Raw genomic sequence first — 21,966 nt, forward strand, 5'->3', positions numbered from 1 at the left:
GCCCCCTTGATATACGCCGTACATGCGCTCAGACAACCCGGGCGGTCCAAGCAAAAAGGCGTTTCGCATGTCAGATACCGGCGTTCAGGCCCGCAGAAGTGCGGTTTATCTTCTGGATATGATTTTAGGAGAAGAAAGCCTGATGTCCGAGCTGTTGGCCGCAGGGGCCTTGGACAAGCTGCCCCCCGATGATCGCGCCCGCGCACAGCGGCTGGCGCTGGATACCTTGCGCGGGATGGAACGCGCGGATCGGTTGTTGCAAAAACATCTGTCGAAATACCCGCCGCTGACCGTGCGCAATGCGTTGCGGGTCGGAACGGTTGAATTATGCCAAGGTGGTGCGGCGCATGGTGTTGTGAATGCGATGGTCGAACTGGTCGCCAGCCACAAAAAGCTGGGTCACCTCAAGGGGCTGACCAACGCCGTATTGCGCAAGATCGCAACAGAAGGGCCCGAGGCGTGGGAGGCATTGCGCTCCCCCCGTTTGCCCAAGTGGCTGCGCGGCCCGCTGGTCGAAGCCTGGGGAGCCGAGGCCATGACAGGTATCGAAGCCGCCCATTTTGCGGGTGCGCCGCTTGATCTGACGGCCAAAAAAGACCCCGCAGCCTTGGCCGAGGCTGTTGGCGGTGTGGTGTTGCCCACAGGGTCGGTGCGCGTGACGGATGCGGGGCAAGTGACTGCAATGCCCGGATTTGCCGAAGGTGACTGGTGGGTACAGGATGCCGCTGCTGCCTTGCCCGTCAAAATACTGGCCCCGCAAAAAGGCGAGGCCGTTCTGGATCTATGCGCCGCACCCGGCGGTAAAACGATGCAACTGGCCGCCGCAGGGGCGCAGGTCACTGCCGTTGATAGTTCAAAGCCACGGATGCAGCGCGTGCGTGAAAACCTTGCCCGTGTGCATCTGCCCGCCAAGGTCGTCGTCGTTGATGCGCGCCAGTTCGAGGGGCAGTTTGATGCGATCTTGCTGGATGCGCCTTGTTCCGCGACCGGAACGATCCGCCGCCACCCCGACCTGCCGCACGCTAAAGACGGTTCCGAATTCGCAGAGCTGATCGAGCTGCAATCCGAGATGATTGATCACGCGTGGTCCTTGCTGAATCCCGGTGGACGCTTGGTGTTTTGTACTTGTTCACTGTTGCCGGACGAGGGCGAAGTCCAAGTCGACGAGGCGCTAGAGCGGCATCCTGATATGTCGGTTGATCGCACAGCACTGGATATCGACGGCGTTGATCCTGCGTGGATCAGCTCCGAAGGGGGGCTAAGGTTGCGGCCTGATTATTGGGCTGACCGCGGTGGCATGGACGGCTTTTATATTGCGTGTTTGCGCAAAGCGGGCTGACGGTTTTGCCTGAAATGGCAAGGCTGCAAAAACTGTTGGTCAAAATGCGGTGACTTGGGGGAAATCTGCGCGTATGGTTTCCCAAACGCCACCAGAGCGTACAGGGACAGCAGTATGATGAGTACCAGTTTTCAGGCACGAAAAACACGCTTTTTAAATCGTTGGCACGCGCGCTCAGCGTCTAAAATGCGCGTGCAAGCCAAAGGTTTCGTGTCGTCGCCCGAACCGCGTACGATTGGATCCTTTGCCCGTGGCAGGCAGCTTATTGCAGGAAACCTGCTGTTTTCGGGTACGCTGATCCAGGCACCTGATGGGGTGGCACTTTGGGACGTTGCCATCCCGGATCACGATTTTGCCGAGGAATTGCACGGCTTTGCATGGTTGGATGATCTGGCCGCTGTCGGTGATCACAAAGCCCGCGAAACGGCCCAGAAGTGGCTTTGGGGCTGGATTGACCAGTTCGGAAAAGGGCGCGGGATCGGCTGGACGCCTGATCTGACCGGGCGGCGGTTGATCCGCTGGATCAACCATGCCCTGTTTGTGTTGCGCGGCACCGAGCAAGACGAAAGTGACGCCTTCTATCGGTCTTTGGCCAGCCAGACCTATTTTCTGTCGCGCCGCTGGCAGGCTGCGGCCCCCGGATTGCCGCGGTTTGAGGCGTTGACCGGGTTGATTTATGCGGCGCTTTCATTGGAGGGGCTGGAAAATCTGGCCGATCCGGCGATCAAGGCGTTGGCACGTGAATGCGATGCCCGGATCGACGAACAGGGCGGGCTGCCAACGCGCAACCCCGAAGAGTTGTTACAGGTATTTACCTTGCTAAGCTGGGCCGCAGCCGCGCTGAGCGATGCAGGGCGCGGCACCCCCAAGGCGCATATGGCCGCGATCGAGCGTATCGCGCCGACCTTGCGGACCTTGCGCCATTCGGATGGCAGTCTGGCACGGTTTCACGGTGGTGGGCGCGGGGCAGAGGGCTGGTTGGATCATGCGCTATCAACGGCCAAGATCAAAACGCGGCAGCCTGATGGGCTGTCGATGGGCTATGCGCGGCTTTCTGCGGGGCGCACCAGTGTGATCATTGACGCAAGCACGCCGCCCACTGGGGAAGAATCGGTTAATGCCCATGCCTCTGCCCTCGCGTTCGAGCTGACATCGGGGCGCAGGCCATTGATCGTTAACTGCGGTTCGGGCGCTTCGTTCGGCGCTGAGTGGCGCAGGGCCGGGCGCGCGACACCATCGCATTCTGCGCTGTCGCTGGGGGGATATTCCAGCGCGCGACTGGCCGGTCCGGATCGCCACACCGGCCAAGAGGCATTGATCGAAGGCCCGACATATGTCCCCGTTGAAATTGAGGCTATGGGCGATGGCACAAAGTTTCAGGGCGCACATAATGGGTATGTCGCGGGCTTTGGGCTGACCCACGCCCGCACGATCGAACTGACCTATGATGGCCGTGCCGTCGCGGGCGAAGATATGCTGCTGGCCCTCAAAGATTCCGAAAAGCGCCAGTTTGACCGTGAAATGGACGCGGTAAAGCTGAAGGGCATCCCGTTCGAGATTCGTTTCCATCTGCATCCCGACGTTGATGCGACGCTTGATCTGGGCGGGGCTGCAATTTCGATGGCGCAGAAAAGCGGAGAGATTTGGGTGTTCCGTCACGATGGCACCCATAAACTGTCTTTGGAACCAAGCGTTTACCTTGAACGCAATCGCCTAAGACCGCGCGCATCTTTGCAAATTGTGCTTGCCGGGCGCGCCACAACATATGCAACGCGGGTCAGGTGGTCCTTGTCCAAAGCGCAGGAAACTGCGATTGGCGTGCGAGATCTGTCACTAGACGATCCGTATGATGACCAAGACTGACCCAAGGAACCCCTTATGCCCGATTTGTACCCCGTATCCCGCGCGCTTCTTTCTGTTTCTGACAAGACCGGATTGGTCGAACTAGGTCAGGCGTTGGTATCCCACGGGGTTGAATTGCTAAGCACCGGCGGCACCGCCAAAGCATTGCGCGACGCCGGTCTGGCCGTAAAGGACGTATCCGAGGTTACAGGATTTCCCGAAATGATGGACGGTCGGGTCAAGACCCTGCACCCAGTGGTGCATGGCGGTTTGCTGGCTTTGCGCGACAATGACGAACATGTCGCGGCGATGGACAAGCACGGAATCGGCGCAATCGATCTGGTGGTGGTCAATCTGTACCCGTTCGAAGAAACAGTCGCCAAAGGTGCCGAATACGGTGAAGTGATCGAGAACATCGACATCGGTGGCCCTGCGATGATCCGTTCTGCCGCGAAGAACCACGGCTTTGTTAACGTGATCGTCGATGTCGAAGATTACGCGGTCGTGATCAAGGAGCTGGGCGAGAACAACGGCCAGACATCTTACGCCCTGCGTCAGCGGTTGGCACAGACAGCATATGCCCGCACAGCGGCCTATGACACAGCTGTTAGCACATGGATGGCAGCACAGGTTGGCGGCACGCCGCGGCGTCGCACTGTTGGTGGCACATTGGCGCAGACCTTGCGCTATGGCGAAAACCCGCACCAGTCGGCGGCCTTTTACACAGACGGCTCGAACCGCCCCGGCGTTGCGACGGCAACCCAGCATCAGGGCAAAGAACTGTCCTATAATAACATCAACGACACGGATGCAGCCTATGAGCTGGTCAGCGAATTTGATCCGGCCCAAGGGCCTGCCTGCGCGATCATCAAGCACGCGAACCCTTGCGGTGTGGCGCGTGGTACGTCGATGGTGGATGCCTATTCCCGTGCATTCGATTGCGACCGCACGTCGGCCTTTGGTGGGATTATCGCGCTGAACCAGACGCTGGACGGCGAAACCGCCGAAGCGATCAGCGAAATCTTTACCGAAGTTGTGATTGCCCCCGGTGCGACCGACGACGCCAAGGCGATCTTTGCCAAGAAAAAGAACCTGCGTTTGCTGACCAGCAACGGTCTGGCGGACCCGACAGTGGCTGCGCTGGCGTTCCGTCAGGTTTCGGGCGGCTATCTGGTGCAGGACAAGGACGTTGGCCGGATCACCATGGACGATCTGAAGATCGTGACCAAGCGCCAGCCGTCGGATCAGGAACTGGCCGATATGATGTTTGCATGGACCGTTGCCAAACACGTCAAATCCAACGCGATCATCTATGTCAAAGACGGTGCGACCGTTGGCGTTGGTGCCGGCCAGATGAGCCGCGTTGACAGCACGCGTATCGCGGCACGCAAGGCACAAGACATGGCCGAAGTCATGGGCCTGCCCGCGCCATTGACCCAAGGGTCGGTTGTGGCATCCGATGCGTTCTTCCCCTTTGCGGACGGTCTGATCACCGCAGCCGAGGCCGGTGCGACAGCACTGATCCAGCCCGGTGGTTCCATGCGCGATGACGAGGTGATTTCAGCGGCGGACGAGGCAGGGCTGGCCATGGTCTTTACCGGCATGCGTCATTTCCGGCACTAAGGGTCAAAGTACAGGTTACAAGGGTCGGTATGCGTATCATTTTCTGGGCTGGTTTCACGGCCTTTATTCTGGATCAGCTTAGCAAATACATCGTGATCCACGCGATGGAGCTAAGCCGTATCCGCACGATTGATGTGCTGCCGCCCTTGATCAATTTCCGCTACGGGGAAAACCGGGGCATCAACTTTGGCTTGTTTGGCGACGGTTCTGACGCAAGCCGGTGGATTTTGATCGCGCTGGCTTGCGCGATATGTCTGGGTATTCTGGTTTGGGCCTACCGGCACGCCATGGGCTATTGGGCCAAGGTTAGCGCGGGCTTGCTGATCGGCGGTGCATTGGCGAATGTCGTGGACCGGCTGCTATATGGCTATGTTCTTGATTTTCTGAACATGTCCTGCTGCGGGATCAACAACCCGTTCGTCTTTAACATCGCGGATGTGTTTATCTTTGCGGGTGCTTTCGGATTGATATTCTTTACGTCCGATTCCAAGACTGCGTCCAATAAACCCCTTAAAAAAGGCCAGTGACATTTGCCGCCTGCCTGCGGTAGGTATGTGCAGACCTCAAGGAGACCCGTCATGCGCATTGTCGCCGCTCTTGTTTTGATATCGCTTGCGCTTGCTGGCTGCGCCAACGATGGCTTGCGTGAAATTCGTGGATCGGCCATGGGGCCTGATGAATTCATGGTTCAACCTGTGAAACCCTTGGTGGAACCTGCCAATTATACCGATCTTCCGACACCGACACCCGGACAGGCAAACCTGACGGATCGCAATGCCATTGCCGAAGGTATCGCAGCCTTTGGCGGCCGACCCGAGGCGACAGCGGGCGGTATTCCGGCCAGCGATGGGGCCTTGGTCCAGCAGGCCAGCCGCTTTGGCGTGACACCTGAAATCCGTCAAGAGCTGGCTGAATCGGACGCGGCATTCCGCAAACGCAAGGCGCGGTTCACGCAGTTCAAGATCGTCCCGACGGATCGCTACAATCAGGCCTACCGCGGGCAGTCTCTTGATGCCGAGGCCGAGGCCGCGCGCTGGCGCAGTGCAGGCGCACGCACACCTTCTGCACCACCGGCTGATTGATCAAATACGCGCGTCATGCCGCCGTCTGGCGGGTGCGGCGAAATTACAAATCTGTTAGGTCTCTTGATTGCACGGTGGGGTGGCGTAAGTAGGGTCACACAGGACCCTGCTCAAAGGACCAACCATGATCAGATTTCCGGCTTTGGCCGCGTTCGTTTCATTTTTGCTGCCCGCCTCGTTCGCTGTTGCGGCCCAGAATGAAGCCGTAACGCATTTCACCTTGGACAACGGGATGGAGGTCGTGGTCATCGAGGATCACCGATCCCCTTCGGTTCAGCAAATGGTCTGGTATCGGGCAGGATCTGCGGACGAACCCAAGGGATCATCAGGTGTCGCGCATTTCCTTGAGCATCTATTGTTCAAAGCGACCGATAAAATGGCGTCGGGTGAATTTTCAGCGACGGTCGCCAAGAACGGTGGCCGTGACAACGCATTTACCAGCTACGATTACACGGCATATTTCCAACGTGTCGCGGCGGACCGTCTGGAACTGATGATGCAAATGGAATCGGACCGGATGAAAAACATCCGCCTGACGCCTGATAACATCGCAACCGAACGCGATGTCATCATCGAGGAACGTAACCAACGTACCGAGAATGACCCCGGTGCGCTGTTCCAAGAGCAAATGAACGCGGCGCAATATCTGAACCATCGCTATGGCACGCCAGTGATTGGCTGGATGCACGAAATGCAGGCGCTTGATCTGGAAGACGCGCTTGGCTTTTATGAGCTGTATTATTCGCCAAACAACGCAATTTTGGTGGTGTCCGGTGATGTCGAACCAAAAGAGGTTCACCGCCTGGCCGAACAATATTACGGCGTGATCCCTGCCAACCCGCACCTTCCAGAGCGGCTGCGTACCCAAGAGCCGCCGCAAACTGCCGAACGGCGCGTCATCTTTCGCGATCCGCGTGTCGCACAGGAATATGTCAGCCGGTCCTATCTGGCACAGGAACGCGATCCGGGGGACCAAAAAACAGCAGCCGCTTTGACGATGCTGGCAGAAATTCTGGGGGGTGGGACAACATCCTATCTGGCGGAAAAGCTGCAGTTTGATGCGCAGATCGTTACATATTCTTCGGCTTATTACCAAGGTCGGTCGTTGGACGACACAACCTTTGATCTGGTCGTTGTACCGCGCCCCGATGTGACGCTGGAGGCCGCCGAAAACGCGATGGATGCCGCCATTTCGACCTTTATGAAAGAGGGTGTCGATCCCGAGCAGTTGAAGCGGATCAAAGCGCAAATGCGTGCCGAACAGGTTTATTCTCGCGACAACGCAGAAAGAGTCGCCAACCGCTATGGCGGTGCATTGGCAATCGGGTTGAGCGTACAGGATGTGCAGGATTGGCCGGATGTTCTTGAGGCCGTAACAGCCGAGGACATCATGCAAGCAGCCCGCGATGTTTTTAACCCCGAGGCATCTGTCACGGGATGGTTGATGCGCGAAGAGGTGACCCAATGAGACTGATTTACGCATTTATTCTGACCGTGCTGGTGGCCGTGCCCGCCCGGGCCGAGGTGAATATTCAGGAGGTCACATCCCCCGGCGGCCTGAAGGCGTGGCTGGTAGAAGAACCGTCGATCCCCTTTGTGGCGCTGGATATATCGTTTCGTGGCGGTGCGTCCCCTGAAGCCGCTGGCAAACGCGGCGCGATCAACTTGATGACTGCCCTGCTGGAAGAAGGCGCGGGCAGCATGGATGCGCGAGAGTTCGCACGGGCGTCGGAGGGGCTGGCATCCAGTTTTAGGTTCAGCGTCGATGATGATGAGCTGAATGTGTCGGCGCGGTTTCTGACCGAAAATCAGGACGCATCGGTGGCCCTGTTAAAAGAGGCCCTGCAAAACCCCAGCTTTGATGCCGATGCGATTGAACGGGTGCGGGATCAAGTGCTGTTGAGCATCCGGTCGAGCGCGAAAGACCCCGGCGATATTGCCCGTAAAACCATGGATGGGTTGCTTTATGGGGATCATCCTTACGGCTCTTCGTTAAGTGGTTCGGTGAATACAGTGTCAGCTTTGACGCGCGATGATCTGGTCGCGGCGCATCGCGATGTTCTTACCCGTGATCGTATTTTTATCGGGGTTGCGGGGGATATTACGCCTCAGGCATTGGGCTTGTTGCTGGATGATTTGCTGGGCGGGTTGCCTGAAACAGGCGCGCCGCTGCCAGCGCCTGCGGATGTGAACATACCATCCGGTGTTACGGTCGTTGATTTCCCGACGCCGCAATCCGTGGCGCTGTTTGCGCAAAAGGGGATCGCGCATAAAGACGAGGATTGGTTTGCGGCCACCGTGATGAACCACATTTTGGGCGGGGGATCGTTTGAAAGCCGTCTGATGGCTGAGGTGCGTGAAAAACGCGGACTGACCTATGGTGTCTATTCTTATCTGGCACCGATGGATTTGGCCGCAACCTATCAAGGGTCGGTCAGTTCGGCCAACGACCGCATTGCAGAAGCGATCAGTGTGATCCGCGACGAATGGAAAGAGATGGCTGAAAACGGCGCGACTGCCCAAGAGTTGGACGATGCCAAAACCTATATTACCGGGTCATATCCGTTGCGGTTTGATGGTAACCAACAGATTGCTGGCATTCTTGTTGGGATGCAGATGTTGGGCCTGCCCATCGACTATATTGCGACACGCAATGATAAAGTCGATGCGGTCACCCTAGAAGATGTGCGCCGCGTCTCGGCCGAGTTGCTGGACCCCGAGGGGTTGGCGTTTGTCGTTGTCGGCCAGCCTGAGGGCCTTGAGACAACTGCTGGCGACTAGGCCGTGACCGAATTGAGGCGCTGACGCGCCACATGATGTTTTGCCGGACCTTGGCGGTCCGGCGTGCCTTCGGCGAGGATATTTATAAGCCAGAGAAGATGATCGGAGTTATTCGCCGTAGGGGATCCAGATGTTTTTAACTTCGGTGGATGCTTGCAGGAAGATGTGCCCTTCGCCGGACGCGCTGGACCAGTCGCGGGCTTGACCGTTGTTGACCCATGTTCGTTTGAGGTTTTGCGCCGATGCGTTTTCAATCAATTGGCTAAGCGGTTCGGCACCAAAGCTCCAGACTGCATCGACATCCATGTGGCGCGCCATCGTTTCGGCAAGGTCCGTGTGGGGGCCGGTCAGGATGTTGACCACGCCCGCCGGGACGTCCGACGTTTCAAGAACTTGCACGAAATCGGTTGATGATAGCGGGAACGGCGTGCTGGCAGCCAGAATGACGCGGTTACCCATCGCGATGGCGGGTGCCATGCAAGAAATAAGGCCAAGCAGGGGTGCCTCATCCGGGCAGATGGCACCGATGACGCCCACGGGTTCTTTCATAGCAAGTGCGGCCCCGCGAATGGGGACACCGTGCACTTGGCCATCATATTTGTCGGCCCATGCTGCATAGGTAAACAGACGGCTGATTGATGCGGCGACCTCTTTTGCGCCCGATTTTCCGCCTTGCATGGCATCAAGCCTATTGGCGAACTCGTCGCTTCGGGCGGCCAGGTTTTCCGCGATATAATACAGGATTTGTGCCCGCAGGTGGCCTGTCGTTTTGCTCCAGCCTTTCGCGGCATGGGCGGCTTCGACTGCGTTGCGGACATCTTTTCGCCCAGCCAAAGATACATGGCCCAAAAGCCCGCCGGATTTGGCCCAGATCGGGGCGGATTGCCCGCCGTCAGGGCGCGCTTGTTTGCCGCCGATATAAAGCTTTGCCGTGCGGTCAATCCCGCCTTCTGGGCTGCCTTTGCCCTGCATCGGCGCGGGTGTCTTAAGGGGCTTTGGGTCGTCTTTAGGCTTGGTATAGGCGGTCAGACCTTCCCACCCGCCTTCGCGGCCAAAGCCGCTTTCGCGCAGGCCGCCAAACCCCGCTGCGGCATCCAGCATGTTGGTACCGTTGATCCAGACCACGCCGGCCACCAACTTGGGCGCGATATCAAGGGCAAGATTGATGTTCTCGGACCAGATCGTCGCGGCAAGACCATAGCGGGTATTGTTTGCGACTGCCACGGCCTCTTCCGGGGTGCGGAAGGTCGTGGACACCAGAACGGGGCCAAAGATTTCCTCTTGCATCAAGGTGTCGGCGGGGCTGAGACCGGTGATAAGGGTTGGTGGATAGAAACAACCGCTTTTGGGAATGTCGCCCGCGGTAAACACGTCACCAGCACTATTAGATGTGACCAAATCAGTGACACGTTGCACCTGCACAGGATCGACCAGCGCGCCGACATCGATGGATTTGTCCAAGGGGTTGCCAACGCGCAATTTCGCCATCCGGGTACGCAATTTGGCATAGAACCGATCGGCAACGGGTTCGTGGACCAACAGCCGCGAACCGGCACAGCACACCTGTCCTTGATTAAACCAAATCGCATCCACCAGCCCCTCGACTGCGGAATCCAGATCGGCGTCATCAAACACGATATAGGGGGATTTTCCGCCCAGCTCGAGGGTCAGCGCCTTGCCGCTGCCTGCGGTTTCTTCGCGGATGCGGCGGCCCACGGCTGTCGATCCGGTAAACGCTATTTTGTCTACATCGGCGTTCACGATCATCTGACCAACCGCGCCATCGCCAGTCACGATATTCACAACACCTTTGGGCAATCCGGCTTGTTGGCAGATATCGGCAAACATCATAGCCGTAAGCGATGTGTATTCGGCAGGCTTCAGGACCACAGTGTTCCCCATGGCAAGGGCGGGTGCCACTTTCCACGCCAACATCAGCAAGGGGAAGTTCCACGGAATAATCTGGCCGCACACACCTAGCGCCTGCGCGTCGGGCAGTTCGCTTTCCATCAGCTGTGCCATCCCGGCGTGGTAATAGAAATGGCGTTGCGCCAACGGGATATCGACATCGCGGGCTTCGCGGATCGGTTTGCCGTTGTCCAATGTCTCAAGCACCGCAAACAGGCGGCTGTGCTTTTGCAGCAGCCGCGCGATCGCATAAAGGTATTTCGCGCGCTCATGGCCAGACAGCTTTGCCCATTTGGGTTGCGCTTTGCGTGCGGCGGCGACGGCTGTATCAACTTCGCCCTGCGTCGCTTGGGTAAGATTGGCCAACACGTTCCCATTCGCCGGATTGCGGCTTTCAAAGTCATCTCTGGGATCTGTGAATGCGCCATCTATGTAATGGCCAAACCGGCTGCCCTGATCGACCAACCATGCCAGGGCATCAGCGGCGGATTCGGGGGCGACCCCATAGTCCATGGTCTCATAGATTTCGGAAACGCTCATGGCTTCACCCTTTTTCAAATACTCAAATTCAACACCCGCTACGCGCGGCTTAGCTGATGGCGTGGCGATAGCTTGCGGAATAGCTGCCGGTCACATGATGCTCTAGCTGGCGTTCGATGTCGCCCAGCAAGGATGACGCGCCAAAGCGGAACAGATCGGGCCGCAGCCAGCGATCGCCCAGCTCTTCCTTGATCAAGGCAAGATAGGTAATCGCGTCTTTCGCCTTTGATATGCCGCCCGCAGGTTTATAGCCGATGCGAATACCGGTCCGGTCGAAATAGTCGCGAATGGCGCGGATCATCACCAGTGTAACGGGCAATGTGGCGTTCACGCTTTCCTTGCCGGTCGAGGTTTTGATGAAATCGGCCCCTGCCATCATGCAAACGAGCGATGCGCGCGCAACATTGCGCAGGCTACCCAATTCGCCGGTTGCCAGAATTGCTTTTACATGCGCGTCGCCGCAAGCGGCCCGAAAGGCGCGCATCTCGTCATACAATGCCTGCCAGTCCCCTGACAAAACATGGCGGCGTGAAATGACGATGTCGATTTCTGCTGCCCCTTCGGCCACGCTCATCTCGATCTCTTTGATGCGCAGTTCTAGCGGGGATAATCCGGCTGGAAACCCGGTTGAAACAGCGGCAATGGGGATATTGGTTCCCTCAAGGGCGGCCTTCGCGGGGGCGATCATTTCATGATACACACAGACGGCACCAACGGTGATCGGCTCCATCCCTAGGGCTTTCATCAAATGCGGGGACACAGGTTGCCGGGCTTTTGCACACAGCCGCTGCACCCTGCGCGCGGTGTCATCGCCGGACAATGTCGTCAGATCGATGCAGGTGATTGCGCGCAGCAACCATGCGGCCTGATGATCCTTTTTTACAGACCTGCGCGCGGCGATGCTGCTGGCACGCCGTTCCACGGCAGATGTGTTGACCTGAACGGATCGGACCCAATCCATGTCCAGGGGCATGCCCGGATTGCGCGGCTCTGTCACTTGGGGCAGATGGCTTTGCGCGATGTCAGTCGGGGTTGTCACATGTGTGGACATGGGCGTTTTCCTGTTTGATCAGAAGTGCAAAATGACACGGGTACTGCTTGTTTTGCAACCGCAACGCCCCCGACGTCACGCTGCTGTTAGCTGCCGCGATAGGTGGAATAGCCGAACGGAGAAAGCAAAAGCGGCACGTGGTAATGCGCGTCCGGGTCCGAAATGCCAAAGCGAAGCGGTATCTGATCCAGAAACCGCGGTGTTTCTGGCGGGGTGCCGACCGCATCCAGATAATCGCCCGCTTCGAACACCAGCTCGTATGTGCCGGGGATAAATTGATCTTTCGGCAGGATCGGCGTGTCGGTGCGGCCGTCTGCATTGGTCACCATATCGGCAAGGTGCACGCGTTTATCCCCGTCAATCCGGTACAACGTGATCGCAAGCGCGCTGGCTGGCATCCCGCGCGCAGTATCAAGGACATGGGTCGTGAGATAGCCATCTGCCATGGTGTCGGTCTTTCGTTGGTTGTTTTGGTGCAGGATAGGGGCGGCACTTACCGCGTCAATGGCTGTCATGCGCGGCGGCCGCGGTCTTTTATCAAGGAAAATGCCAGACCGATTCGTTTTTGTTTTGACCCGCGAATCATCCTTGGCTTATATGGATGTCACAAGTGACCAGATGCGCCGCCTGCCAGCGGGGGAAAATAAGTCTGAGGCTTGTACGCTGGGGAACAGAATTTCGATATTCGAGCACGCCATAGTAAAATGGTGACTTTAGGACAGGGACCGGCAGGACTGAACGTACCATGCGTATTGTCAGCGGTCCCTGTCCAACTTTAACGCCGCAGCCGCCGCAAATTTTGAAGAGTATCAGATCGGCCAGCGCCCGAGAACTCTCGGATAACAAGCGAGCAGGGCCAATACGCGCAGATCTGGCAACGGGCTGACCTTTTGAACAGGTTAGCCTGTTGTACTTTTTGCAGGTTGGATTCTTGCAATTGGTCTGCTTGGCAAGGCACTGTGGACGGTGTTGAACAAAGGACAGGACCATGAACCGCTACCCTCGTGATTTTCAGGGCTATGGCCCGACACCGCCCGATGCACAATGGCCCGGCGGTGCCCGCATCGCAGTTCAGTTCGTGGTGAATTACGAAGAGGGCGGCGAAAACAACATCCTGCACGGCGATGCCGCATCCGAGGCATTCCTGTCCGAGATCGTCGGGGCAGCACCTTGGCCGGGTCAACGTCATTGGAACATGGAATCCATCTATGATTATGGCGCGCGGGCAGGGTTCTGGCGCCTGCACCGCTTGTTCACCGGCGCGGATATTCCGGTCACGGTCTACGGTGTCGCCAGCGCCTTGGCACGGTCGCCGCAGCAGGTCGAGGCGATGAAAGACGCCGATTGGGAAATTGCCAGTCACGGCCTGAAATGGATCGACTACAAGGATCATAACGCTGAAACCGAAAGCGCTGACATCGCCGAAGCGATCCGCCTGCATACCGAAGTCGTGGGCGAAGCCCCCCGTGGCTGGTACACGGGGCGCAGTTCGGTCAATACGGTCGCCCTAGCCGCCGAAACAGGCGCGTTCGATTATATTTCAGACACCTATGACGACGATCTGCCCTATTGGATGCAAGTTGCGGGCGGGGATCAGTTGATCATCCCCTACACACTGGATTGCAACGATATGCGATTTGCCACGCCTCAAGGGTTCAATTCCGGCGATCAGTTCTATGCCTATCTGCGCGATACCTTTGATGCGTTATATGCCGAAGGCTGCGATGGTGCGGCCAAGATGATGTCGGTTGGTTTGCATTGTCGTCTGGTTGGCCGTCCGGGCCGCGTTCAGGCGCTGAAACGGTTCATCGACTATATCAAAGGGTTCGAAGGCGTCTGGACCCCGCGCCGCATCGACATTGCGGATCATTGGCGCGCGACCCATCCGCCTAAACACCCCCTGCGGATCGACCAGATGTCCCGCGCTGGCTTTGTTGAAAAGTTCGGTGGCGTGTTTGAACATTCTGCATGGATCGCCGAACGGGCCTTTGATCTGGAACTGGGCCCGGCCCATAACAGCGTTGCGGGCATTCATAACGCATTGGCGCGCATGTTCAGATCGGTCAGCCACGGTGAACGCTTGGGCGTGCTGACCGCGCACCCCGATCTGGCGGGTAAACTGGCGGCGGCCAAGCGCCTTACTGCAGAAAGCACAGCCGAACAGGGCAGCGCGGGCCTAGATGCGTTAACGGATGCAGAGCGTGCAAAATTCACTGAACTGAACGGGGCCTATGTCGCCAAGCACGGCTTTCCTTTTATCATCGCGGTGAAAGATCACGACAAGGACGGTATCCTGCGCCACTTTGAGGCGCGGATATCAAATGATACCCAAACCGAATTTGAAACCGCCTGTGCGCAGGTCGAACGTATCGCACGTTTGCGATTGGAAACCATGCTATGACCTATGCCTTTCCCCCCGGCGGATTGCCGGACCAGTCACAATCGCCCGAAAGCACTGCGGTGTTTACAGACGCCTATGCGGTGATCCCCGCGTCGGTGCAGCGCGATATCGTCACCAGTTTTCTGCCCGGATGGTCGAACACCCGCGTCTGGGTCTTGGCGCGCCCGCTTAGCGGGTTTGCCGAAACATTCGCACAATACGCGCTTGAACTGGCCCCCGGCGGCGGCAGCGACACGCCCGAACCTGATATCGATGCCCAAGCGGTGCTGTTTGTGGCCCATGGCACGGCACGTCTGACCATCGGGCAAGACGCCTATGATCTGATCCCCGGCTCTTATGTCTATCTTCCACCCGCAGCTGACTGGACCCTTTGGAATACCGCCGACGTGCCCTGCGGGATTCATTGGATTCGCAAACGCTATGTCCCCGCCGAGGGTCTGCAACCGCCGCAAGCACTGGTGACCCACGACGATGACGTGCCCAAAACGGCAATGCCAGACACCGATGGCGCTTGGGCCACGCAGCGCTTTATTGATCCGCTCGATTTGCGCCACGACATGCATGTGAACATCGTGACGTTCCAGCCGGGCGGGGTGATCCCCTTTGCAGAAACCCATGTGATGGAACACGGGTTATACGTGATGCAAGGGACCGCTGACTATCTACTGAACCGCGATTGGGTGCCCGTGGTGCCGGGCGATTTCATGTGGCTACGCGCGTTTTGCCCTCAGGCTTGTGTCGCGACGGGGGCCGAACCGTTTCGCTATCTGCTGTACAAGGATGTGAACCGTCACATGCCGCTGACCCTATGAGCCGCGTTATCAAAGTTGAACCACTGACGCCGGATGGCTTTGCACCGTTCGGTGACATTGTGGACGCATCCGGCAGCCCTGACAAAATGATCAACGGCGGGCTGTGTGGCCGTCATCACGATCTGGCCACGCTTGATTTCGGGCGTGACGGGCGCGCTGGGATCAGCGTTTTTAACGCCCAAGCACGCAGTTTGCCTTACACGCTCGACCTTCTCGAACGGCACCCCGACGGATCACAAGCGTTCATTCCCATGACGGCGGCACCGTTTCTGGTCATCGCGGCCCCGGACGAAGATGGCGTGCCGGGCACCCCCCGGGCGTTTCTGACAGGGCCCTATCAGGGCATCAATTTCTTTCGTGGTACGTGGCATGGGGTGCTTACCCCGTTGGCAACGCCCGGCATATTTGCTGTGATCGACCGTATCGGCACGACCACAAACCTTGACGAATTCCCGCTGGACAGTCCCTATACGGTCACGACCTAAGGTAGAAAACACGGACCGCGCAAAAAATGCGGCCAACCATCAACGAGGGATGAAAACATGACTAGTAACGCCATCGGGACGCCAGAACAGCTGCGCGATCCAAATTACACCCCGCCCCTAAGCCGCGCGATTCCGCTTGGTATCCAGCATGTGCTGGCGATGTTTGTGTCGAATGTGACGCCAGCGATCATCGTGGCGGGGGCCGCTGGTTTCGGCTTTGGGTCCAATTCACCCGATTTCCCTGAACTGCTGTATCTGATCCAGATGTCGATGCTGTTTGCGGGCGTTGCGACCTTGTTGCAGACCTTTACAATTGGCCCCATCGGCGCAGGCCTGCCCATCGTTCAGGGCACCTCCTTTGCGTTTATTCCGATCATGATCCCGCTGGTCGCAGGCAAGGGTGTCGACGGGCTTGCTGCCTTGTTCGGCGGCATCGTCATCGGCGGTATTTTCCACGCCTTCCTTGGCGTATTCATCGGTAAAATCCGCTTTGCCCTGCCGCCGCTGGTGACCGGTCTTGTGGTTACCATGATCGGTCTGGCACTGGTCAAGGTCGGCATCCAATACGCGGCGGGCGGCGTCCCGGCGATTGGCACACCGGAATACGGCAGCCTGCTGAATTGGTCTGCGGCGCTGGTGGTGATCCTTGTCACCTTGGGCGTCAAGTTCTTCACCAAAGGAATGCTGTCCATCTCGGCTGTGCTGATTGGCCTGATCGTGGGCTACCTCTATGCGCTAGGTGTGGGCATGCTGACCTTCGACGCCATTGTAGGCTCCTGGAGCCGCTCTGCGCCCTTTGCCCTGCCGAACCCCTTCAAATACGGGTTTGAATTCTCGGCTGCGGCAATCATCGGTTTCTGCCTGATGGCGTTCATCTCGGCGATTGAAACCGTGGGCGACGTATCGGGCATCACCAAAGGTGGCGCAGGCCGCGAGGCGACGGATAAGGAAATCCAGGGTGCAACCTATGCTGACGGCGTCGGCACAGCCGTTGCAGGCATTTTTGGCGGTTTGCCAAATACATCGTTCAGCCAGAATGTCGGCCTGATCGCGATGACAGGCGTCATGAGCCGCCACGTCGTGACAATCGGTGCCATTTTCCTGATCATCTGCGGCCTTGTGCCCAAGGTCGGTGCGATCATCCGCACTGTCCCGATCGAGGTTCTGGGCGGCGGCGTTATCGTCATGTTCGGCATGGTGGTCGCGGCGGGTATGTCGATGCTGTCGGATGTGGATTGGAACCGCCGTAATATGGTGATCTTTGCGATCTCCATCTCCATCGGTCTGGGCTTGCAATTGGAACCGGGTGCTGTTCAACACCTACCTGCAACGCTTAAAATCCTGATGACCAGCGGCTTGCTCCCCGCAGCCCTGATTGCCATCGTTCTTAACCTGCTGCTCCCGAACGAGCTGGCCGAGGAATCGACCGAAGAAGTCTCGGGCGGGATGTCAGGCAACTCCAAAGGCAGCTTGCCGCACTAAAATATCAGCCAGAGGGGCCCCTGTCTTCTCTGGCTCTTAAATATCCCCGCCGGAGGCATCTGCGCCATCGACCAAGCGCGCCACCGGCGGTCCTGTTACGACTATCAACGCAAGGACCCCAACATGTACGATATGGCCGCCATGGGCGCTTGGATTGAATTTGCCGTCCGCTGGGTGCATGTCATCACGGGCATCGCGTGGATTGGGTCTTCGTTTTATTTTATTGCCCTTGATCTGGGGCTGCACCGTGGCCGGAATTTGAAATCCGGCGCAGATGGCGAAGAATGGCAGGTCCACGGGGGCGGGTTCTACCACGTGCAAAAATACCTCGTCGCTCCGGCGCAGATGCCGGATGATCTGGTCTGGTTCAAATGGGAAAGCTATTCAACATGGCTCTCGGGCTTTGCGCTGCTGATCCTCGTCTACTATCTGGGTGCTGAATTTTATCTTGTCGATCCGGCGGTTGCTGATCTGGCAACGTGGCAAGCCGTTTGCATTTCGATGCTGTCGCTTGGGTTCGGCTGGATCGTCTATGATCTGATTTGCAAAAGCAAATTCGGCGATAACAATACGCGGTTGATGATCGGCCTTTATGTGATCCTTGTCGGGATGGCGTATTTCTACACATCCGTGTTTTCTGGCCGTGCCGCGCTGCTGCATCTGGGCGCATTTACCGCGACGATCATGTCGGCCAATGTGTTTTTCATCATCATGCCGAACCAGCGTATTGTCGTGGCCGACCTCAAGGCCGGGCGCACGCCGGATGCGAAATACGGCAAGATCGCCAAGCAACGCAGCACGCATAACAACTACCTCACCTTGCCGGTGATTTTCCTGATGCTGTCCAATCACTACCCGCTGGCATTCGCATCTGAAATGAACTGGTTGATCGCGGCACTGGTGTTTTTGATGGGTGTGACAATCCGCCATTATTTCAACTCGCTGCATTCACGTGCAGGCAACCCGACTTGGACATGGCTGGCCACGGCGCTGTTGTTCATCACGATCATCTGGCTGTCCACAGCCCCCATGTTCCGCATCGCCGAACCAGAAGAGGCATCAGGCCCCGCGCTGCGCTTTGCCGCCGCTGACGGGTTCGAACAGGTCCATGATATCGTGCTGGGGCGGTGCAGCATGTGCCACGCGGCAGAGCCGTCCTGGGACGGTCTGCTTTGGGCCCCCAAGGGTGTGCGCCTTGAGACGGAACACCAGATCGCCAAAGCGGCAAAACAGATCTATCTTCAAGCGGGCGTGACCCACGCGATGCCCCCTGCAAACCTAAGTTATATGCGCGCCGATGAACGTGCGCAGATCGTTGCATGGTACCAAGCGGCAATGCGCCCGTAGGGTGGGTGCCAACCCACGCGCCGCTCCTTTGCCACTTTCAGAATCGCGTGCGACTATGCTAGTTCTAGCGTTATGGCACACCCAAACCCCAATATACGCGATAGTGCGCCGGTAATCCGGCAACTTGATGAATCGGCAATCAACCGCATCGCAGCGGGCGAGGTCGTTGAACGCCCTGCCTCCGCGGTCAAGGAACTGGTCGAGAACGCCATCGATGCGGGCGCGCGCCAGATCACCGTGGAATATGCCGATGGGGGCAAAACGCTGATCCGCGTGACAGATGACGGTTGCGGCATCGCCGCGGGGGATCTGACCCTAGCCCTGTCCCGCCACGCGACCTCCAAGATCGACGGCTCGGATCTGCTGAACATCCACACCTTCGGATTTCGGGGCGAGGCTTTGCCATCGCTGGGTGCCGTGGGTCGTTTGACCATCACCAGCCGCGTTGCGGGCCAAGAAGGGGCCGAGATCACCGTGAACGGTGGCAAAACCGGCCCCGTTCGCCCCGCCGCGCTGAATGGCGGCACTGTCGTGACCCTGCGCGATCTGTTTTTCGCCACGCCCGCGCGGCTGAAATTCCTGCGCACCGACCGCGCCGAGGCGCAGGCAATTTCAGACATCATCAAACGTCTGGCCATGGCCGAACCTTTCGTGCGCTTTACCTTGCGCGATGTGTCGGGCGATGGCCCGGGCCGTGAAGTCTTTCGCGCCGAGGCGGAACAAGGCGACCTGTTTGCCGCGCTTCACGGGCGTCTGGCGCAGGTCTTGGGGCGGGAATTTGCGGATAATTCGCTGGCCATTGATGCCGAACGCGAGGGGCTGCATCTGACAGGTTTTGCCGCGCTGCCGACCTATTCGCGGGGCACGGCCGTGGCACAGTATTTGTTTGTGAACGGCCGTCCGGTGCGGGACAAGCTGCTGGTTGGCGCGCTGCGGGGCGCTTACTTTGATCTGCTTAGCCGTGATCGCCATCCGGCGGCGGCACTTTTCCTTGATTGCGATCCGACACTGGTCGACGTCAACGTGCACCCCGCGAAATCAGAGGTCCGGTTTCGTGATCCCGGATTGGCGCGTGGCCTGATTGTATCGGGCCTGCGCCATGCTTTGGCGGATGCGGGTCACCGTGCGTCGACCACCGTGGCAGATGCGACATTGGGCGCGATGCGGCCAGAACAAACCGGCGCGCGGGTGTACCAGATGGACCGTCCTTCGCTGGGCGCGCGCACCGCGGCCTATCAGGCGCAGGCACCGGGTTTTGCTGAGACCGCCGGCATGTGGGGCCGGGTCGAAACCCCCACCGCCCCCGTGACCGAAGAACCTCAAGAGACCCCCGATTATCCGTTGGGCACAGCACGCGGTCAGGTGCACGAGAATTACATCATCGCACAGACTGCCACAGGCATGGTGATCGTCGACCAACACGCGGCGCATGAACGGCTGGTCTATGAAAAGCTGAAACGGCAGATGGCTGAAAACGGCGTTGCTGCGCAGGCGTTGCTGATCCCCGAGATCGTCGATTTGTCAGCATCCGATTGCGCGCGTCTGTTGGATGTCGCGGACGAGCTGGCCAAATTGGGCCTGAGCATCGAGGCCTTTGGCGGCAGCGCCATCGCCGTGCGCGAAACCCCTGCGATCCTAGGGACGGTGGATGCCAAGGCGATGATCTTGGACGTATTGGATGAACTTGCCGACCAGAACGAAAGCAACACTGTACAGGCGAGGATCGAGGCGATCCTAAGCCGCGTCGCTTGCCACGGGTCGATCCGGTCAGGCCGTTGGATGCGCGGCGAAGAAATGAACGCCCTGCTGCGCGAGATGGAAGCAACGCCCCATTCCGGCCAATGCAACCACGGGCGCCCCACCTATGTTGAGCTAAAACTCAGCGATATTGAACGGCTGTTCGGGCGCACATGATCCAGATTGGCGGGCAAAGCTATGCGTTGGATGATCCGCGCGTTTTGATGGTGATCGGGGCGGCTGTGCTTGCCGGCTTGGTCTTGATCCTGCTGATCATGGCGGTGCGGGCGGCTGGCAGATCGGCGCGGATGGTCGAACCCTTGGCGCGGCAGATGCAAGCCATGGGCGGGCATGTGCAACAGCTTGGCATGGGGCAGGAACAGCTGCGCGGCGGCTTGCAAACCGTGTCGGACACGCAGGCAAATGCGCAAACCCAAATGGTCCAAAGTATCGAGGCGCGGATGGCCCATGTTCAGCAGCAGATGCAGGACAGGCTGGCAGAAAACGCCGCGCGCTCGGCCCGCAGTCTGGCGGAAATGCAGGAACGCATGACCGAAACCCTGCACGGGTCGTCCAAACAAACAACGACCAGCCTGACCCAACTGCAAGAACGGCTGGCGGCGATCGACAAGGCGCAGGATAATATCACCAAACTGTCAGGCGATGTGTTGTCCTTGCAGGATATCCTGAGCAACAAACAGACGCGCGGCGCATTCGGGGAAATCCAGCTGAACGACATCGTGTCCAAGGCGTTGCCCAGCGACAGCTATACAATGCAGGCGACCCTATCGACGGGTAAACGCGCCGATTGCCTGATCCACCTGCCAAACCCGCCCGGCCCTATCGTGATCGACAGTAAATTCCCGCTGGAAGCCTATGAGGCGCTGCGCAAAGCCAAGTCGGATTACGAGGTCAAAGACGCCGCCCGCGCCATGCGGGTCGCCGTCAAAACCCATATCAACGCGATCAGCAGCAAGTATATCATCGAAGGCGAAACCGCAGATGGTGCGCTGATGTTTTTGCCGTCCGAAGCCGTCTACGCCGAGCTGCACGCGAATTTCCCTGATCTGGTACGCGAAGGCTTCGCCGCGCGGGTCTGGATCGTGTCGCCCACCACCTGCATGGCCACACTGAACACGATGCGCGCCATCCTGAAAGATGCGCGTATGCGTGAACAGGCAGGGGCCATTCGCAAAACGCTGAAATTGCTGCACCGTGACGTCGAGATTGTCGTGGAACGCGTGGGCAAGCTGAATACACATTTCGGGCAGGCACGGGCCGATCTTGAAGGGTTGGGAACCGCGGCGGAACGCGCTGGAAAGCGTGCCGCCCGCTTGGATAACTTTGATTTTGAAGAAATTTCAGAGCAAGACAGTTCGATTGTGCCGTTGGCCAAGCCCAACCCGGATCGCGCGCCCTAACCTGATCCTACCACAGTCAGAACGGCAGTGAGTGACATAAACGGCATGCACTTCATTTACGTGTTGGCGTCCGTCTTATTCGCACTACATCCACGTTACCTAACCATACTGGATA

17 protein-coding genes are annotated in these 21,966 nt (G+C 58.4%); 14 read left to right on the forward strand and 3 right to left on the reverse strand.

Annotated features, from left to right (window positions below; all coding sequences use genetic code 11):
• Nucleotides 1-67 precede the first annotated feature (67 nt).
• The 7 genes from KZZ06_RS12270 to KZZ06_RS12300 all read left to right on the forward strand — a co-directional run bounded on the left by KZZ06_RS12270 (nt 68) and on the right by KZZ06_RS12300 (nt 8,667).
• Entirely contained in the window at nt 68-1,339 is a 1,272-nt protein-coding gene (locus tag KZZ06_RS12270) for an RsmB/NOP family class I SAM-dependent RNA methyltransferase (protein ID WP_219580337.1), read from the forward strand.
• 114 nt (nt 1,340-1,453) lie between these two features.
• Nucleotides 1,454-3,202, forward strand: a complete 1,749-nt coding sequence (locus tag KZZ06_RS12275; RefSeq protein WP_219580339.1) for a heparinase II/III family protein — start codon at nt 1,454-1,456, stop codon at nt 3,200-3,202.
• Nucleotides 3,203-3,217: 15 nt separating this feature from the next.
• Nucleotides 3,218-4,804, forward strand: a complete 1,587-nt coding sequence (gene purH / locus KZZ06_RS12280) for a bifunctional phosphoribosylaminoimidazolecarboxamide formyltransferase/IMP cyclohydrolase (protein WP_219580341.1) — start codon at nt 3,218-3,220, stop codon at nt 4,802-4,804.
• Between the two features lie 29 nt (nt 4,805-4,833).
• Nucleotides 4,834-5,331, forward strand: a complete 498-nt coding sequence (gene lspA, locus KZZ06_RS12285) for a signal peptidase II (protein WP_219580342.1) — start codon at nt 4,834-4,836, stop codon at nt 5,329-5,331.
• A 51-nt stretch (nt 5,332-5,382) separates the two neighbouring features.
• Nucleotides 5,383-5,886 (forward strand): DUF3035 domain-containing protein, encoded by a 504-nt coding sequence (locus KZZ06_RS12290; RefSeq protein WP_219580344.1) that lies wholly within the window; start codon nt 5,383-5,385, stop codon nt 5,884-5,886.
• A gap of 124 nt (nt 5,887-6,010) precedes the next feature.
• The gene (locus KZZ06_RS12295) at nt 6,011-7,354 is read left to right on the forward strand and encodes a pitrilysin family protein (protein ID WP_219580346.1); all 1,344 of its coding nucleotides are present in this window, start codon (nt 6,011-6,013) and stop codon (nt 7,352-7,354) included.
• Nucleotides 7,351-8,667 (forward strand): pitrilysin family protein, encoded by a 1,317-nt coding sequence (locus KZZ06_RS12300; RefSeq protein WP_219580348.1) that lies wholly within the window; start codon nt 7,351-7,353, stop codon nt 8,665-8,667. Before KZZ06_RS12295 ends, KZZ06_RS12300 begins: the two co-directional genes overlap by 4 nt.
• Nucleotides 8,668-8,775: 108 nt before the next feature.
• On the opposite strand, the gene KZZ06_RS12305 is transcribed toward KZZ06_RS12300, so the two are convergent.
• The 3 genes from KZZ06_RS12305 to uraH all read right to left on the reverse strand — a co-directional run bounded on the left by KZZ06_RS12305 (nt 8,776) and on the right by uraH (nt 12,612).
• Nucleotides 8,776-11,115 (reverse strand): aldehyde dehydrogenase family protein, encoded by a 2,340-nt coding sequence (locus tag KZZ06_RS12305; RefSeq protein WP_219580350.1) that lies wholly within the window; start codon nt 11,113-11,115, stop codon nt 8,776-8,778.
• A 49-nt stretch (nt 11,116-11,164) separates the two neighbouring features.
• Nucleotides 11,165-12,166, reverse strand: coding sequence for a deoxyribose-phosphate aldolase (deoC, locus tag KZZ06_RS12310; protein ID WP_219580351.1), 1,002 nt, complete (start codon nt 12,164-12,166; stop codon nt 11,165-11,167).
• A gap of 86 nt (nt 12,167-12,252) precedes the next feature.
• Nucleotides 12,253-12,612, reverse strand: a complete 360-nt coding sequence (uraH, locus tag KZZ06_RS12315; RefSeq protein ID WP_219580465.1) for a hydroxyisourate hydrolase — start codon at nt 12,610-12,612, stop codon at nt 12,253-12,255.
• A gap of 542 nt (nt 12,613-13,154) precedes the next feature.
• Here uraH and puuE point away from each other — a divergent pair.
• The 7 genes from puuE to KZZ06_RS12350 all read left to right on the forward strand — a co-directional run bounded on the left by puuE (nt 13,155) and on the right by KZZ06_RS12350 (nt 21,851).
• Nucleotides 13,155-14,567: an allantoinase PuuE gene (gene puuE / locus KZZ06_RS12320; RefSeq protein ID WP_219580353.1), complete on the forward strand. Its 1,413-nt coding sequence runs from the start codon at nt 13,155-13,157 to the stop codon at nt 14,565-14,567.
• Complete coding sequence (locus KZZ06_RS12325) at nt 14,564-15,379, forward strand: bifunctional allantoicase/(S)-ureidoglycine aminohydrolase (RefSeq protein WP_219580354.1); 816 nt, start codon at nt 14,564-14,566, stop codon at nt 15,377-15,379. The genes puuE and KZZ06_RS12325 overlap by 4 nt, the downstream gene beginning before the upstream one ends.
• Nucleotides 15,376-15,864 carry an ureidoglycolate lyase gene (locus KZZ06_RS12330; RefSeq protein ID WP_219580356.1) on the forward strand — a complete coding sequence of 163 codons (489 nt, stop codon included), beginning with the start codon at nt 15,376-15,378 and terminating at the stop codon, nt 15,862-15,864. The genes KZZ06_RS12325 and KZZ06_RS12330 overlap by 4 nt, the downstream gene beginning before the upstream one ends.
• A 57-nt stretch (nt 15,865-15,921) precedes the next feature.
• Nucleotides 15,922-17,346 carry a uracil-xanthine permease family protein gene (locus KZZ06_RS12335; RefSeq protein ID WP_219580357.1) on the forward strand — a complete coding sequence of 475 codons (1,425 nt, stop codon included), beginning with the start codon at nt 15,922-15,924 and terminating at the stop codon, nt 17,344-17,346.
• Nucleotides 17,347-17,469: 123 nt separating this feature from the next.
• Complete coding sequence (locus KZZ06_RS12340) at nt 17,470-18,693, forward strand: urate hydroxylase PuuD (RefSeq protein WP_219580358.1); 1,224 nt, start codon at nt 17,470-17,472, stop codon at nt 18,691-18,693.
• A 72-nt stretch (nt 18,694-18,765) separates the two neighbouring features.
• Nucleotides 18,766-20,607, forward strand: coding sequence for a DNA mismatch repair endonuclease MutL (gene mutL / locus KZZ06_RS12345; protein ID WP_219580360.1), 1,842 nt, complete (start codon nt 18,766-18,768; stop codon nt 20,605-20,607).
• Complete coding sequence (locus tag KZZ06_RS12350; protein WP_219580362.1) at nt 20,604-21,851, forward strand: DNA recombination protein RmuC; 1,248 nt, start codon at nt 20,604-20,606, stop codon at nt 21,849-21,851. The genes mutL and KZZ06_RS12350 overlap by 4 nt, the downstream gene beginning before the upstream one ends.
• The last annotated feature ends 115 nt before the right edge of the window (nt 21,852-21,966 follow it).

The organism is Sulfitobacter sp. CW3 (assembly GCF_019392245.1).
GTDB lineage: Bacteria > Pseudomonadota > Alphaproteobacteria > Rhodobacterales > Rhodobacteraceae > Sulfitobacter.

Excerpts from the sequence above, each read along its gene's own strand:
- KZZ06_RS12350 (WP_219580362.1), top strand. The coding sequence starts at position 20,604 with ATGATCCAGATTGGCGGGCAAAGCTATGCGTTGGATGATCCGCGCGTT.
- KZZ06_RS12270 (WP_219580337.1), top strand. The coding sequence starts at position 68 with ATGTCAGATACCGGCGTTCAGGCCCGCAGAAGTGCGGTTTATCTTCTG.
- KZZ06_RS12290 (WP_219580344.1), top strand. The coding sequence starts at position 5,383 with ATGCGCATTGTCGCCGCTCTTGTTTTGATATCGCTTGCGCTTGCTGGC.
- purH (WP_219580341.1), top strand. The coding sequence starts at position 3,218 with ATGCCCGATTTGTACCCCGTATCCCGCGCGCTTCTTTCTGTTTCTGAC.
- KZZ06_RS12305 (WP_219580350.1), bottom strand. The coding sequence starts at position 11,115 with ATGAGCGTTTCCGAAATCTATGAGACCATGGACTATGGGGTCGCCCCC.
- lspA (WP_219580342.1), top strand. The coding sequence starts at position 4,834 with ATGCGTATCATTTTCTGGGCTGGTTTCACGGCCTTTATTCTGGATCAG.
- deoC (WP_219580351.1), bottom strand. The coding sequence starts at position 12,166 with ATGTCCACACATGTGACAACCCCGACTGACATCGCGCAAAGCCATCTG.
- KZZ06_RS12330 (WP_219580356.1), top strand. The coding sequence starts at position 15,376 with ATGAGCCGCGTTATCAAAGTTGAACCACTGACGCCGGATGGCTTTGCA.
- KZZ06_RS12275 (WP_219580339.1), top strand. The coding sequence starts at position 1,454 with ATGATGAGTACCAGTTTTCAGGCACGAAAAACACGCTTTTTAAATCGT.
- mutL (WP_219580360.1), top strand. The coding sequence starts at position 18,766 with ATGGCACACCCAAACCCCAATATACGCGATAGTGCGCCGGTAATCCGG.
- KZZ06_RS12295 (WP_219580346.1), top strand. The coding sequence starts at position 6,011 with ATGATCAGATTTCCGGCTTTGGCCGCGTTCGTTTCATTTTTGCTGCCC.
- puuE (WP_219580353.1), top strand. The coding sequence starts at position 13,155 with ATGAACCGCTACCCTCGTGATTTTCAGGGCTATGGCCCGACACCGCCC.
- KZZ06_RS12325 (WP_219580354.1), top strand. The coding sequence starts at position 14,564 with ATGACCTATGCCTTTCCCCCCGGCGGATTGCCGGACCAGTCACAATCG.
- KZZ06_RS12300 (WP_219580348.1), top strand. The coding sequence starts at position 7,351 with ATGAGACTGATTTACGCATTTATTCTGACCGTGCTGGTGGCCGTGCCC.
- KZZ06_RS12335 (WP_219580357.1), top strand. The coding sequence starts at position 15,922 with ATGACTAGTAACGCCATCGGGACGCCAGAACAGCTGCGCGATCCAAAT.
- uraH (WP_219580465.1), bottom strand. The coding sequence starts at position 12,612 with ATGGCAGATGGCTATCTCACGACCCATGTCCTTGATACTGCGCGCGGG.
- KZZ06_RS12340 (WP_219580358.1), top strand. The coding sequence starts at position 17,470 with ATGTACGATATGGCCGCCATGGGCGCTTGGATTGAATTTGCCGTCCGC.